This is a genomic window from Paenibacillus sp. FSL L8-0644 (genome assembly GCF_038008165.1).
Taxonomy (GTDB): Bacteria; Bacillota; Bacilli; order Paenibacillales; family Paenibacillaceae; genus Paenibacillus; species Paenibacillus polymyxa_D.
Map to the genome: position 1 here is coordinate 4,996,311 of NZ_JBBOYN010000001.1, position 16,153 is coordinate 5,012,463.

The 16,153-nt window shown below is 41.2% G+C and carries 8 protein-coding genes; all 8 read right to left on the reverse strand.

Going from position 1 to position 16,153, the window contains the following annotated elements:
- Nucleotides 1-275 precede the first annotated feature (275 nt).
- Entirely contained in the window at nt 276-566 is a 291-nt protein-coding gene (locus NSS94_RS22595) for an alpha/beta-type small acid-soluble spore protein (RefSeq protein ID WP_341040178.1), read from the reverse strand.
- A 143-nt stretch (nt 567-709) separates the two neighbouring features.
- Complete coding sequence (locus NSS94_RS22600; RefSeq protein ID WP_341040179.1) at nt 710-1,288, reverse strand: hypothetical protein; 579 nt, start codon at nt 1,286-1,288, stop codon at nt 710-712.
- A gap of 45 nt (nt 1,289-1,333) precedes the next feature.
- Entirely contained in the window at nt 1,334-2,866 is a 1,533-nt protein-coding gene (locus tag NSS94_RS22605; protein WP_341040180.1) for a stalk domain-containing protein, read from the reverse strand.
- Nucleotides 2,867-2,965: 99 nt separating this feature from the next.
- Complete coding sequence (locus NSS94_RS22610; protein WP_341040181.1) at nt 2,966-5,332, reverse strand: copper amine oxidase N-terminal domain-containing protein; 2,367 nt, start codon at nt 5,330-5,332, stop codon at nt 2,966-2,968.
- 539 nt (nt 5,333-5,871) lie between these two features.
- Nucleotides 5,872-7,218, reverse strand: a complete 1,347-nt coding sequence (locus NSS94_RS22615; RefSeq protein WP_340957112.1) for an efflux RND transporter periplasmic adaptor subunit — start codon at nt 7,216-7,218, stop codon at nt 5,872-5,874.
- A 19-nt stretch (nt 7,219-7,237) separates the two neighbouring features.
- Nucleotides 7,238-10,375: an efflux RND transporter permease subunit gene (locus NSS94_RS22620; protein WP_340957621.1), complete on the reverse strand. Its 3,138-nt coding sequence runs from the start codon at nt 10,373-10,375 to the stop codon at nt 7,238-7,240.
- 351 nt (nt 10,376-10,726) lie between these two features.
- Complete coding sequence (locus tag NSS94_RS22625; RefSeq protein ID WP_039271533.1) at nt 10,727-14,746, reverse strand: S-layer homology domain-containing protein; 4,020 nt, start codon at nt 14,744-14,746, stop codon at nt 10,727-10,729.
- A 190-nt stretch (nt 14,747-14,936) separates the two neighbouring features.
- Nucleotides 14,937-16,067, reverse strand: coding sequence for a glycosyltransferase family 4 protein (locus tag NSS94_RS22630; RefSeq protein WP_029514606.1), 1,131 nt, complete (start codon nt 16,065-16,067; stop codon nt 14,937-14,939).
- Nucleotides 16,068-16,153 lie beyond the last annotated feature (86 nt).

Genomic DNA, 16,153 nt, shown 5'->3' on the forward strand with positions numbered 1-16,153 from the left:
TAATGGCATTATTCAGATACCTTCAAGCCATCAAATGGCGGGAGGTATCTTGTTACACCTGATTAATAAAAAATGAACCTTCTCCGGTAGGAAAAGGTTGCGTACAAGCCTCAAATGCCATGATATCCTATTTAAAACAAGGTGTCAATTCGTGTCACCCAATGACAACATTCGAAATTAGGGTAAGTCTACATGCAAACCATTTTTGATTTACATGTAAATTACCCCAGATTTTACGCTACTATATGTTCAAAAACTGTAGAAATTATTGCAACTTACAATGTACCATATTCAGATAAGCTACGTTCAGCAGATTTTATCAGTCGCTTAGTAATTTCACCACCAACCGAACCGTTCTGTCTTGAAGTTAAATCACGCCATGCTACATTCCCGCCCCCCGCAAACTCCCCCAATTCTGCAGCAAATTCACTGTCAGCCTTAGGTTGTATATGTGTATATTGGGGATTATAAACAGGTAGCCCAAACTCAGCAGCGATTTCATACTTCAAATCATCTAACCTGGCACGACTCTCGGGAATTAATCGTCTTTGACCTCTTGACGCCATCTCGTATACACCCTCCACTAAATGTATTGTCTTTCATGGGGTTAGTGTGCAGCGATTAGGTTCAACTTAGCCAAGAACAATTTGCTATCCCAAACAGTATTTAAGAAAAAGAGCCGCCGAAAGCAGCTTAAATACAAAACAGTTTACTGAACAGTATAACCGCCTCGTACCATAACGACCAGACCAAACTTCTGACCTTCTTTTACTTGAATACCTCTTCCTTCTCTAGGAAACGATAATAAATGATTTTTTTCGACAGCCTGATTATGAGCAATTTCCGTTCCAGAAGTAATATCAATAGCCCCACTGGCATCCATACTATACACAACAGCATAACCATTACGTAAAATAAATTCCGAGCCTGCTTTGGCAATCAGTTTTTGACCAGGCTTTACATCAACAACCTTTAAAACCTCTGTCTGCTCTGGTGTGGAAGTTTTTCCTGCACTAGAAGTTCCTGACGCCGTTGTGTTAGAGGTAGCGTTTGTCGCTGGAGTAGTCGAACTAGTCGTTTTACTACTCGTGTTACTTGCGGGCACTCCACCTTTGATTGCCTGGGCAATTTTTTGGTCAACATAGCTTTTGGTTACGACTGGATCATCAGCTGTACCAGGTTGTCCAGAACTGGAGGCTCCATTAACTGAATTGTTCATTAAGGAGCCTGCTACAATTCCTCCCCCAAGTAAAGCTGCAGCCAACGATACTTTATAGCGTGATTTCATGAAGTCCTCCTACAGCAGGTTATAGCAAGTATAGTTAAGTTTTAATTATTGCGCGCTTGCTCCAGTGGAACCTTGCATAGCCCAAGGCTTATTGAAAGCCACCTTCAAAGTATCAATACTTGAAACTATATCTTCCGCCTGTTGCTCAGCAGTAGTTACTTTCAAATTAGCTTCATAAACCTGAAGCTCTGTAGCCAACCCAACATCAAATTGCTTCTTAGCCATATCAGCCGCACTTCTAGCACTCACTAAGCCAGCTTGAATCTGTGAATATTGACTTTCCAATGCTTTGATATTGTTATAAATTGTTCTTACAGCTTCTTCGAGTTGTCTCTTTGTGCCTTCTGTAGCATATTGAGCTTTTTCAACATTAAGTTGTTCAGCTTCATAAGGGGTATTTCCTGGAGTATTGAAGTTGTAAAGCTTCAAGCTCAATTCAGCCAAATCCACTTTTTGCTCACTCAACCAAATAGCAGTACTGCTAGTAAGTACTTGGCTTACTTTTGTCTCTACATTATCTTTAAATTCAGAATAGACAGGCTTATCCTTCAGTTCATAACGTTGCTCTGGTTTGTAGCCAATCAACTGGTTCAAAGATACATATGCACTATCCAAATCTTTTTTAGCTTTATCCAAAGCTGCTTGATTTTGAGTCAACTGATTAGTCGCTTGGGTAACCTCATAATCACTCGACATTTGATTATCTCTCTTGATTTGTGCAACTTTAAGCTTGCGCTCAGCATCTTCGATATTCAAAGCAGCCAGCTTAACGGCATTTTGCTTTTGAAGGAGCTTATTGTAAAGATCTTTTACATTATATTCAATACTTTCTTTGGTCATTTCCAGATTCTTCTTGGTAGCCTCATAATTAAGGTTCGTTTGGGCATAACCTTTGTAAGCTTTATCTTGACCCTCATTACCTGCTTCTGCTGGAACAAAGTCAATATTTTTGCCTGTCTCTTTCAAAATTTTCCCTGCCTGATCAATACTCACTTCTCCTGTTTTCACTGAAGTACTATCAGCAATAGCCAGTTTGACTGCATCGTCATAGGTCAAGGAGTCATTATAGTAAGTATCATAAGTAACTTTGGTCACAGGAGCTGCAAGTGGCTTACTAGACAAGCTATTGGTGTCAGTAGCACTACCACTACCTTGATTCGAAATGGTCACTGTTCGTGTAGTCTGATCCCAATTTACTTTGGCGCCTAATGATTGGCTCACAAAACGTAAAGGAACGAGCACTTGACCCTTTTGAATTTGAGTTGCTGCATCGAGCTGTACCGGCTTACTGTTTTTATAAGCAAGTTTGGAGCCAATATTTAAAGTTAATGTATCGTCATTTTTAGATGCTGTTACTTTTTTAGCCTTGCTGTCCCACTCCACTTGCGCTCCCAAGCTTTCAAAAACACCACGAAGAGGCACCAAGGTTGTATTTTGACTGACTATCGGAGACTGTGTATATTGCTGAGTCACACCGTTAATAATAACCTTTATATCACCTGGTTGAGCTCCTGCAAGATTGGCGAACGCAGAAGAAAGAACTAATGTGGACAGTACTGCCACTCCAAAACGTTTCATAATTTCTCTCCTTTGTCAATAAGACTAATAAAAGAAAAGGGCTCCAAAAGGAACCCTCTTCTCATCTAATTCAGTTAACTCAAAAGAGTTGCTCTTAAATTAGTTTTTGTTTTCAACAGTAACTGTTTTTGCAGTTGCATCATAAGTGATGGATGCATCCAGCGCTCTGCTCACCCAAGCGATTGGCAGTACAGTACGGTTTTTGTTAGTTACAGCTTTAACGTCCATACGAATCACAGAACCGTTAACAGTCAACAGGTTTGTGTTCAGTTTGATTTGAGCAACAGTGCTACCTTTGATCAGGGTAACTGTGGAAGTTGCTTTGTCAAACAGGATGTTTTGTGGGGATACACCCAGAGCTTCAGCTGCATAACGTACTGGCAAGTAAGTGCGTCCGTTTTCAGCATAAGCAGCTACTTCTGCTGTTTTAGTTTCGCCGTTCACAGTGTAGGAAGTACTTCCCAATGTGAAGACAGCTTTAGTTTTAGTAGCACCTGGAGCTGGAGTTCCAACAGTTGCGATTGCTACTTCAGCAGCTGCAGTGTTGTTATCTTTCCAGTTTTGAGTGTTGTCAGTTGCGCCTTTGTATGCAGTGTAAGATACTGCGCTACCTTTCAGCTTAGCAACGATGTCGCCTTGAGCTACAGTACGGTCAACAGTCAGCTTAGGAGCCGAGATTGTGATTGTACTTGGAGTAGCAGATTCGCTGTCGATGTAGAAGCTCAGACGGCCTTTGTTGCTTTCGCCGTAAGTATCAGTAGATACGCTCTTCACTTTAACGTCACCAGCTGTAACTTTTACTTCTGGAGTAGCAGCAAAACGTACACCTGTTGGCAATTCCAAGATTACTTCACGGCTACCGTCTTTCTTAACGAAAGCTTCTTTAGCAGCTTCAGTGATTGTGATATCGCCAACTTGTTGATCGCCCAGACCGATTGTAAGGGTTGGTTTGGAAGCAGCAGCCAGAGTAACTGCTTGTTTCACAGTAGCAACCTTAACAGTACCGCTCAGACCTTGGCTACCAGCAACATCAACGTTCAGATCGCCGGAGAAACCTGGTTGCGTTGCAACTTCAACGTTCTTCAGTTTCAAAGTACCAGCGTCAGTTGTGCTGTTAGCGCTATTGAAAGTCAATTTCAAAGTACGTTTGTCAGAGTCAGTGTAGGAAACTTCTGCTCCACCCAAACCGTTAGTGTTTTCCATAGAACCAGAGAAGTTACTTCCTGGGTTATTGCTTTCAAAAGTCGACTGCCAACGAGCACCTTCAGGCAAACGCAAAGTTACAGTACGTCCTTTTACGAAAGAGCCAGCAACAGTTTCTTTAATTGTAACATCACCAATTTTTTGCTCGTCATGACCAGCAAGGATTGTTGATGGAGTAGCAACAGAAACGCCACCACCGATTTGACCGTAGCTACCTACTACGAGGGAGCTAACATCAGTTGTTGCATTACCAGAGATACTAACAGTAACATCGCCTTCTTTAGCACTGTTTTCATCATCAACATAGAATCCTACAGGCAATTGGAAAGAAGTTTGGTCGTCACTTACTTTTTTCAAAGACAAAGTAAGTGTATCGCCATCAGTGGAGTAATTCACGTCTTCTGGCTTAATTGCTTTGTCTGTCTTGGAAGTATACAAAATAGTGGCTGGTGATTTAAGAGCGGAGTCCCATTTGAAACCGCTAGGCAATTTCAACTTAATGTTGTTGTTACCCAAAGAACCAGCTGTTTCTTCTTTAACTTTCAAAGTTGCAGTAAAGTTTTCTTCGCTGGAAACAGTATCAGCAGCGCTCAAAGATACTTGACCAGAGGACACTACGTTGGCAATTGTAACTTCACCGCTAGTCAAACCACTTGCAGAAGCAGCATCAATTGTTGCTTTTACCGGTCCATTACTTGGTCCAGTCACATTGATTTTACCAAAATTCAGGTAAACCTCGGAACTATCTTTAGAGTCGTTATAATTGTTATCGAAAGATACTCTTACAGAATTACCAGTCAACTTTTCGACTTTAATCGGTTCAGCTGGGAATGGACTTTCTGCTTTAGATTTGTTATCTCCAGCATCAAGATAAACACCCAAACCATAAGTTGCATCATTAGCGGATGTAGTAACTTTTGGATCTGTAGCAAAGTTGAAACCTTTAGGCAATGTTACTGTAAAAGAAGCACCTTGTGCTAAGGAAGCTTGACTAATAGAAACTCTTGCTCTACCAAGAGAAATAGGCTCCTTAGTTGAACCAGAATTAATTGATGGATTATTTAGAGAAAAATAACTAGAAGATGCATGGATTGCAGTTGGTGCAGTCAATGCTGCGATTGGAGCTGCTACACCAGCAACCAATGTTGCTGTTGCCAGCACGTTGATCATTTTTTTATTAAACTTTGTCATAACCTTTTTTTCTCCTCCTTGAATATAACCAGAAATATTATTTTTGTCTTTTTGTCGGATCTTGTCACTCATCAGTCGTTACACCTCCTTTCCGAGCTTTATGAGAACCCTTATAAAATGATATCTGTGACAATATCACAGAAGCTTGGAATCTAGTTGAAAGAAAGCGTCCATTTATGACGTACTCCAGTATTATACAATGTGATAACAATGCAGTAAAGATTTTTTTTAGCGAATTTTGTCTTTACGCTTTTGTACCCCTTTGTTTCATACTCACCCAATTAGACGTAGCATGGGTTCAAAAAGTTGCGTCCGTTTCAAAAAAAAATTTATTTTTTTGAATTATGTATTCCGCTTTCCACAGTCATAATTATACTCTTGATCCTGTTCCTCCGTCATCCTACAACTTTTACCTCCTCAACCTTAAATGTACAAGGGTTATTTCCGCACATCTAATCGGTCTTTAATGGAGTATATTCGCTAAGAATTATCCATAGAATATATAAAGTACATAAAGTCTATAGATTCCCTTGAAATCTAATACTCTAATACACTTTAAGTAGTAGAAATGACGGAGTAACAGTGATTTACGTAAATATAGCCGTGACAAATTACTTCACTACATTAATCTTCGCGCCATCCGTAAGCAGACTAACGCCCTTAACGACAACATTTTGTCCTTCAGCAAGCCCCTTGGTTACCTCAACCTGTTTGGCACTTTCCTGGCCTGTCTGTACCTCTACCCGCTTAGCCACTGTTCCTTCCACTACATAAGCATACTTTTTCCCTGCCTGCTCCGTAATGGCATCCTGCGATACCAAAATGTTTTTAGGAGCTTCTGATTTCATGTATACAGTTACAACCATCCCTGATTTTAATTCGCCAGAACCATTAGGAACTGATACCTCAACAGGGTATGCCTTCAGATCATTATCCATTACCGGATTGACAGCCGATACTTTGGCCTCAATTCGCTTATTTAACGAGTCCACGCCTACAGTCACAGATGAACCCACCTGCATCTTGAGAAGCTCAGATTCAGAAACGTTAACTTTAGCAATAATAGGATTGGTATTTGCTATTGTAGCAACCGCGGATTGTGCACTAACCATTTGCCCCTGGGTTCCTGTTACTACCGATATCGTACCGGAAATCGGAGCTTTGACCACAGTATCCACCAGTTGGCTACGTGCTGTGTCTAAACTGGACTTAGCTTGATTGACAGAAGCACGAGCTACGTCAATGCCTGTTTTCTGTTGGGCAAGTCGTAATGATTTTTGAGCATTGCTATATGTTGTTTGCGCACTTTGCTTGGACGTTTGTGCATTGTGAAGTGTGATCTGCGCATTCTCCACTGCAGTTAAAGCCCTTCTATGCGCTATTTGAGACTGCTCTAACTCAGATTGAGATAGAGCACCCGCACTAAACAACTGTTGGTTGCGGTTGAGCGTATTTTGAGCATCACGCACGGAACTCTGAGCATCGACCAGACTGGTCTGAGCTTGGGTGATAGTGTTGTCTTGCTGGACAAGCGCACTTTTGGCTTGATCCACGCTGGATTCTGCCTGCTGTACCGATTGCGCTGCACCTGACTCTGCTTGTTTTAAATTGGCCAGGGCAACCTGGTAAGACTCCTGGGATTGCTTAATCGAGTCTTGCAAGTCCTTTTGGTCTATAGTAAACAATGTGTCGCCTTTATTTACTTTTTGGCCCACTGTAAGGTTAATACTTTGAATTTTACCACTAATTTTCGGAGACACCTGAGCTGTCTCTTTGGGAGCAAAGCTTCCAATAATACCTGTTGAATCGTTAATACTACCTTTAGCCACTTTTGCTACTTGAACTGGAATGGCTTGCTGCGCCGTAGTCGTTGCGGCAGGGGCCTCTCCCCCACCGCAACCCGCTAATGCAACTGATAAAAGCAAAGTTGTAGCAATCAGAGCACTTTTTTTATTCATTATGTTTCTCCACCTCACCTTATATATGAACACTTTTTTGTAGTTTCGCTTCTTTTTTCAATTCTCTCTTCGCTTGTCTTTTTAATTTCCGATTCTTACGTTTTTGTATCATATTATCCATGATGACGTAGACTACCGGAATAAGAATCAATGTAATAACAGCTGCGAAGGATAACCCGAATACAACAACAACTGCCATCGGTGCTTGTGTTTCGTTACCCTCTCCTGTAGCGAATGCCATTGGGAGCAAAGCTAGTACAGTAGCCAGCGTGGTCATCAAAATCGGACGCAACCGCTCAGACGCTCCATGAATAATAGCTTCATCCCGATCTTGGCCTTCTTTTCGGAGCTGAATTATAAAGTCAATCATAACTATGGCATTGTTGACGACCAAACCGACGAGCATGATGTAACCCGTCAAAGCTGAAACGCTGAGGCTCGCCCCGGTTACAGCTAAACCGATAAGCACACCAATTACCGTAGGTGGAACGGAAAACATAATAACAAACGGTGTGAGCAACGATTCGAACTGTCCTGCCATAACCATATAAATGAGCACGACAGATAGCAAAATAGCTATCCCTAAGTTTATAAAAGACTCCAGCATTTGTTCATTTTGTCCACCACCCGTGTCTGCACTGTAGCCTTCTGGGAAGTGAGTACTCTTCAAAAGAGCATCTATTTTTTGATTAATAGTAAGAATATCCCCTGTTCCATCAATATCAGCTGTAATCTGCACTTGACGCGTTTGGTCTTCACGAGTAACAGTATCGGGTACAGTCCGTTTATCAATACTTACTACGGAAGACAAAGGTACATCAATACCTTGCGAAGTGGTAATCCGTAAGGCTTTAAGATTTGACAAATCATGGCGGTTTTGCTCTGGCAACGATATCTTCACATCAATCTGATCTTCACCTGTACGATAGCTTGTGGCGACTGATCCATTAAAAGAAGTATTCACTGCTGATAAAATTTGAGTTGCTGATAAGCCATATCGACTCGCAAGCTCCCGATTAACGGTAATCTCATATTCTTCGCGAACAGCACTCAAGGTACTTTTCACATTGACCGTACCCGGTATGTTTTTTACGTCCGCAACGAGATTGTCTGAAAGTTCTCTCAGGACGTCAATATCGTCACCTTTTAAGTTAATATTAACAGCCGCTCCGCTTGAAAGGCCTGTTGTAGACGCCATTGTAATCTCTGCATCCGGAATGCTATCAAATTTCTTACGAAGGCCCTCAACTACACCATCTGTTGGCTGATGTCCATCCTTCAGCGTTACGCTTAGATCCGCCGAATTAGTTGGAGCTGCCCCTGAATAACCAGAATTGCCACCAGAACCAACAGTCACTGTCATTTTATCTAGATCCGGAACTTTCAAAATTTCTTTTTCTATATCTTGAACAACCTTTTCCGTTTCTTCCAAGACCGTTCCATTAGGAAGTTTCACGTTAATTGTGAATTCCCCAGTATCGGATGCTGGGATAAATTCAGCTTTAACGAAAGGAACTAGAGCCCCAGCTGCCACAAACATTAATAAAGTAATAATTAACACAGATTTTCTATGGTTAATTCCCCACTTCAGTATACGGCGATACCCACTCTTAAATTTCTCGAAGCCAATATTAAACCACACAATAGGGTTAACACCCTTATAAGTACCTGAAGAATAAATGGATTCATCTGGCACGGTAGGTAGCCAACGTGAGCCCAGCATCGGCACAATCATAAGGGATACAAGCAAGGCTGCAATGTGAGAGAAAATAACGGTTAACGCCAACGGTTTAAATAGAACTCCCGCAATTCCGTCAACAAAAACAACTGGTAAAAATACTACGATCTGCGCAAGTGCAGATGCCATAACGGCATTACCCACCTGCTTGGAGCCATCAATAGCCCCTTGTAGCATGCTTTTCCCTTCATGTCGCTGTCTAAAAATATTCTCAATAATAACAACCGCAAAATCGACAAAGGATCCTAACCCCAGAAGCAAACCGCTCAGTGAAATAATATTAATGGTTTGTCCGGTGAAATACATCATCATAAACGTAGCTACGAAGGAAATTGGAATAACGATAGTAGCAATAATGGTAGAACGTATACTATTCAAAAATAACAGCAACACAATAGCTGCGATAATAACTCCCAATATAGCATGCTCTACTAATGAGTGTACGGAGTCACTAATGGGTTTGGATGCATCTGTTACCATCTCCAATTGAGTTCCCGGAGGCAATTCCTTCCGTATCGAATCTAAACTATCCTTTACAGAATCGGCGATTGAAAGGGTATTCCCTCCTGTAGCTTTAGTAACAGAAATATTGATACTTGGCTTTCCGTTATAGGTAGAAATGGTTGTAACATCATCCAAGGAATCTTCAACTTTCGCGATGTCCTTTAGCTTAATGCTTCCCTTCCCTACTGGAATTGGCGTTTCACCCATTTCTGAAACAGCTTTGTATTCACCTTGAACCCGAAGTTGGATTTCTGTATTGCCTCGGTACACCGAACCAGCAGAACCCGCTACGTTATTAGACGATAGCGCTTGGCTGATTTGATCTAACGTAATGCCATAGCTTTGAAGTTTGGCTTGATCTACGGTAATCTTCACAAGCCGAGCCTGCCCACCTGACATGTTGGCTGCAGCTACTCCCGCAATTCTTTCAAGCCGCGGCTCAATAATATCTTCAGCAATAGGCTTCAACTTGTTAATATCCTGGTCTCCTGTAAGAGAGAGCGTAATAACCGGCGTTGCGTTGAGATCCACCTTAAGGACACGCGGCGAATTAGCCGCCTTGGGAAGAGACCCTTTAACCCCATCAACTTTATCTCGCATGTCGAGGGTTGCTTGATTGATATCTACTCCCCAGTTAAATTGAATCATGACCATAGATGTTCCTTCTGAAGACTCGGACATGACTTTATCCACGTTCTCAATAGAAGCCAGACTTTTCTCAATAGGTTTAGTAACCAATTCCTCAACTTCTGTAGGCGTTGCATTTGGAATACTAGTCACCACTGCAGCGAATGGCAACTTCATATCCGGCATTTGCTCTACAGGAAGTCTTAACGCAAAAATACCGCCCCCGATTAACAAAGCAATAATTAACATAAATACTGTTACAGGACGGCGTATTGAAAACTGAGACATCTCATCACTCCCCACTCACTTCTCTATGTAATATTTAAGCACACACATCCACTACTACGATGAAATAAGCGTAAAGTTTCAGATAAATGCGCAAAAAAACATATAAAAAAATAATAAACACATTTTGAGATAAAAGCTTAAAAAAAAGAAATTAATTACAGACGTTTAAGCTAAATCCAAAATAAAAAACGTTGTAAGGCTAATCCAAAGTTCTTACCTCATTGATATTATGGCATAGGCCCTTAATTCCAGTCAAATAGCTGATTTATAAAAAACATCCCTCTCATGTATATGAAAGGGAATTTCCATTTCGCATGGAGGGATGTTTAATAATTTCAGGTGTTTTGTTAATTAGATTTTAGGAAGCAGCTTTTTATCAGCCATAACTTTAGCTACAATAATGGCTGCATCTCCACGCAAGGTCAGGGAAGTAGGATTAAACATATATCCTTTTTTCAGATCGCTTGCATCAACAGGTGAACCCGTAATAAAGCCTTTCTTGGCAATAGCCAACACAGATGCCTGTGCATAGTAATCAATTTTGTCCGCATCTTTAAAGGTCTTAGACAGATTCTTCATGATCTTGTCATGATCTGTTTCAAGCTTCAAATTCAATGCCTTAGCGATAATGACTGCTGCATCTTGGCGTGTGATTACATCTTCCGGCATAAAGATTCTTGGTTGCGAACCTTTGACAATACCAGCGCGTGCAGCTGTTTCAATATAACGATAATCATAGAGCGCATCTGCTGATATCGTATTTGGAATAGACACGTCGTCAAAATGCTTCGCTCCGCTGAAATTAAGCGGAATTTGCAGACCTTTGACGATCATAGACGTAAATTCGCCTCTTTTAATGTAGCTGTCAGGTCCAAAGCTATTAATTGGATCCATTGGGTTCATGACACCTTTAGCCAAAATGGCTTCAATGTAATCTCTGGCGTATTTGTGCTTAATGACATCACTATACGTTTCTCCAACTTTAGCAACTACATAGTAACCGAAACGATCAAACGGTACTTTAATGGTGTGTTTTTTCGGATCCACCACACCACCAATGTTCTGCCAGTCTTTAAGATCAGAATCAAAATAGAACACCGACATTTGTTTCCCTGCATCTTGAGCAATACTACTATCATACGTCAGCGTCAATGTAGCACGCTTGGAAGGTACTAACTCGTTAGATGGGTCACGCCAGTAGAAGTTTTTGATCTTGCTGCTGTCATTTTGCGACTTGTTAGCCAATTGATAAGGATCAGCACCATATGTCACTGGATCGTAAGCATCCGTTTTGATATCATCTGCGGTACCTGGGTCAATCCAGAATACTGGACTGGACTTGGTAAAACGACTTGGGAAATCCCGGTTGAAGTATCTACTTCCGTCTGCAATCAAGCTCCGCATATCGGACAATGCTTTTTCAGTTTCAAATTCATGACGGTCTACCACACCATCTTCGCTATTTGCTATCGCAAAGTACAAAGTATGCCCAGAGAAAACCTGGTTTTTGAATTGCTGTGGTTGATCGTAATCCCGGCGAATTAGACTCGTTCCCTTCGCAAAAGCAAGTGTAAGATTACCATCGAACACTTTGTGCGATGTTTTCATCGCTTCCATGTACTGCTCGCCAGGAATATTTGTAGGCACATATTTAACAGTAATGGTCTGTTTCAGTTTTTCTTTGCCTACTGTAACCACTACGTCAATTTTATTATCTTTGTTGGCTTTTAGACCTGTTACGATGGCTTTGTAAGTTGATGGGTAATCAACGGTACCATCATAGTCAGAATCAAATCCTTCTTGAACCGCTTTTTCCTTACCTACCATAACACTATCTGCGTTACCTGCGTTCACAACAACTTGCACAAAGTTTTGATTCACGATTCTCTTTTCAGGGAGCGGACGCAAAATATCAAAAGATGTAGATTGACCGGATACTTGCAGTCGGAAAGTAGCAAATGGTCCGCTCTTGCCGCTATTGTACAAGGTAATGTTATAAGCTACTGGTGTTCCATCTTGCGAAATAGTTTGGTTTTTCAACACAAAGCTGAAATACTTTTTGTCCGGATGGTAGTACACAAGCAGGTCTTTTAAATCTTTATTAGTAAATTTATCTGTAGTAGAACCGGAATTGTATGTTGTCTTAGCATCTTCTGCTGAGAAAAACTCGTTACTCAACGTCCAGTTGAATTCACTGTCATCCGATCCCTTAATCTCCAAAATATATTGATCTTTATTGGCAATATCACTTAACGAACCATTTACCTGATCTGCTTTACCCAAATCGGCAATACTGAAAGTACCAAATACATTGATATTTTTCAGAGATGTATTGTAGTTAGTATCATCCACTTTGGTGAAATTAGCATCTTTTGATTTCGGAGCAATTTCGCTATACTTCGGTGTATTGCTCAAGCCGCTAACTGGTGTAAAAGGGATGATTCCTTGTGTATTTGGAACAGGAATTACTGGAATATTCGTCTGTGTAAAGTTTACTTTTACCGTATTGCTGTACTCAATACCTGGCTTGTACACAAACTTGATTTCATTATTCCCGTTCGCCAAGGCATTGGCTGCGGCTGTCTCTGAGGAAGCAGCAAGCTTGAAGTCCGCTCCTGAACCATCCAGATCAACCAATACATTATTAACATACAGGAATACATTTCGGTTACTTCCAGTGTAATGAATATCCGCTGCGTTGCTCACATCAAGCAATTTACCTTTAAAGTAGCCCAGTTGAGTCAATTTATAGGTATTCAAGTTTGAGCTGGATGTATTTAACGGAATTTGTTGCCCATCATAAATCGTATCGTATTTCATGAACGGACCCTGCAACAGATTCACCGTTGCTTTAATTAATTTGGTCGAGTCGCCATTCAGGTAAAAATTCAGTACGTTTTGTCCTTCTTTAGGCAAAGTGTCTACATAAGCAACGATTTTCTTCACTTGTGTTGACTTACCATTGATTGTCCGAATCACATCTTGAGGTGATCCTACAGTATGAACTGACACACCAGAAAGTTCACTAATTGAAGAAGGTGCACCGTTAACAACGATGAACTCCATACCAACAGGAACAGATGGAGCATCTGTAGTCTTGTTCTTCATAGAGCTTCCAGTTAATTTCAGAGCTTCATCTATAGCAGCTGCTTGATCAGACCCGCTTCCCTTAATTCTGCTCAACAATTGATTATTAAAATCAGGAAGATAGTTAATATCATCAATATACGGCTGAGTGCTGCTGCGCAATGTAAATTGGACAGCCGATGGAGCTGGAGGTGTACTGCTATCCGTATAGGTTATGCCCAGAGATGCCCTGGTCAAATGATCAATAACAGCTTCTGAAGGTACAGTCACCTGAAATGGATATACTTTATAACCATTTGATGTAACCACATTTGCAGTATCAATTGTGGCATCAACTCCAGTCGCACTACCCACAGCGCTACCATTGTTACTCACATCGGTAAAACGCGCATTGATTGTGGCAACTCCTGGATCGGTTGGACCGCCTGGCACCAAAACATTACCTTTTAAAACCACACCACTTGTAGACGATACGGTAAAGTCAGGCGAAGTGGTCAGATCGGCAGAAACATTCCCATCCTTGTTCAAGGTCAAATCAGAGAATTCCGGTTTTCCCGTATAAATCGTAATTTCACGTGTAACTGTAAGAGCCTGAGTTCCGTTATTCACTTTAATATTCACTATATTTTTACCCGGACTGAGTACCACACTACCTGTTAATTTATATGCGGTATAAGAGTTAACTGTATACGTATTACTGCTTTTTGCAGACGTAAGCGTTACACTGTCGGCATTAGGCGCCGTACCTTGAATGACTACTTTAACATCATCCGTACCGCTATTGCGAGCGTCTGTTAACACAGCTGTCTGGTTCTCTACTAATTGCTCTGTTTCACCATTCAGCGTAGCAGACAGATCATAAACCTTGGGTCCATCCTGGTACTCTACGTAAATAGAATCCTTCATCTCAGCCGAGTTTTGGCTACTTTGGAATGTAATTCGGTTCAAACCAGGAAACAGTTTGATGTCTGTAATTTGAAGTGTAGAGCCACTGACCGTAATTCCGCCTTTTTGACTCTCATTTTTATTCACCACATTAAGGGTCGTTCCATTTTTAGAGAGCTGGAATACACTATATGATATCGTGCTTCCGTTCACTCCGTTAATCGTACCGTTAACTGTAATACGGTCGGTGTTCACCGATCTGGCCGAATCCGCATCATACTTCTCATTTGGAAAAATGAAATAAGTTCCTGTCGCAGCATGAGCCGTACCTACCAGGGCCGCCGGCACCAAGCCAATGATGAGACCAACCGTCAGCAACATGGATAGCAATCGTTTCAAATCATTGTCCTCCTTTGATTCTGTCGCACCTTGGGGTACGTAATCATTCAATACTTTTTTTATCGGTAGTAAACATACAAAAAATTAGTAAATTCTCAAAAAAGGAGGGAGTTTTTTTACAGCAAACATCAAAAAAGCCTCCAAACCCGCGGTATACCGCCAAGCTTGAAGGCTTACTTTTAAATTAAAATTATAATTTCGAACGCGTCTGGGAATCTGGCTTAGCCAACAACCGAATCAGTGTGTTAATAACTGGGCGTTTGGTTTTGCCAACAAGACCAATAACCTCTGCACCGATCTGTAGGAAGAACATCATAATACAAATCACGACAAAGGTGACCCAGTTCGCTTCATTAAGCGCAGCAGACGATTGAATCACGGCCAATACACCGAAAAATGCAGCAATACCGTAGATAATCAACACCGTCTGTCTGTGACTGAAACCTAGTTCGCGTAGGCAGTGATGCAAATGACCTTTATCCGGAGAGAAAATCGGTTTTTTCTGCAACTTGCGACGAATGATAGCAAAGAATGTATCTGACAATGGTACACCGATAATAATCAATGGCGTAATAAAAGATACGATAGCAATTTGCTTGAAACCAAGCATGGATAGCATGGCCAGACAGAAACCTAAAAATAATGACCCTGTATCACCCATAAATATTTTTGCAGGATGAAAGTTAAAAAATAGGAATCCGATAATACTGCCCAGCAGCACAAGACAAAGCATAGCTACCATGTAATTACCCATCAATATCGACATCACAAAAATAGTTCCAATCGCAATGCCTGAGACACCTGCAGCCAGTCCATCCAGACCGTCAATCAAATTGATGGCATTCGTTACACCTACGATCCAAAAAATCGTAAGTGGAATGGAAATCCAGCTTTCCAAAGATGAGTATGCATCCTGAAAAGGTACATTTACAAAATCTACACGAATATCAAAAGCAAACACGACCATACACGCAACGGCAATTTGAGCCAAAAATTTCAATTTTGCATTGAGATCGAAACGATCATCGAGAGCACCAATCAGTGTAATCAGCGTACCGCCAATCAGAAAGGCTGCGATAAAGTTAATATCCCGAGAGGACAGCATTCCGTCAGGCACAAAAGGTAACACCGCCAATAAGGACAACAGAAATGCCAAGAAAATTCCCAGTCCGCCAAGACGCGGCATAATTCGGGTATGTACTTTTCGGGCATTCGGTACATCGACGGCTCCAACCTTCACAGCGAATTTCTTGACGAGCGGTGTCAGTAACAGCGCAAGTCCCAGTGCCATGATGAACCCAATAATATAGATCAATAACATTTGATCATTCGACCCCCAATTTTAAAGCAATCCCTTTTCAGATGTAACCGCATTGAATTATACTCTGATCAAAAATAAATACCAAG

Excerpts from the sequence above, each read along its gene's own strand:
- NSS94_RS22595 (WP_341040178.1), bottom strand. The coding sequence starts at position 566 with ATGGCGTCAAGAGGTCAAAGACGATTAATTCCCGAGAGTCGTGCCAGG.
- NSS94_RS22600 (WP_341040179.1), bottom strand. The coding sequence starts at position 1,288 with ATGAAATCACGCTATAAAGTATCGTTGGCTGCAGCTTTACTTGGGGGA.
- NSS94_RS22605 (WP_341040180.1), bottom strand. The coding sequence starts at position 2,866 with ATGAAACGTTTTGGAGTGGCAGTACTGTCCACATTAGTTCTTTCTTCT.
- NSS94_RS22610 (WP_341040181.1), bottom strand. The coding sequence starts at position 5,332 with ATGAGTGACAAGATCCGACAAAAAGACAAAAATAATATTTCTGGTTAT.
- NSS94_RS22615 (WP_340957112.1), bottom strand. The coding sequence starts at position 7,218 with ATGAATAAAAAAAGTGCTCTGATTGCTACAACTTTGCTTTTATCAGTT.
- NSS94_RS22620 (WP_340957621.1), bottom strand. The coding sequence starts at position 10,375 with ATGTCTCAGTTTTCAATACGCCGTCCTGTAACAGTATTTATGTTAATT.
- NSS94_RS22630 (WP_029514606.1), bottom strand. The coding sequence starts at position 16,067 with ATGTTATTGATCTATATTATTGGGTTCATCATGGCACTGGGACTTGCG.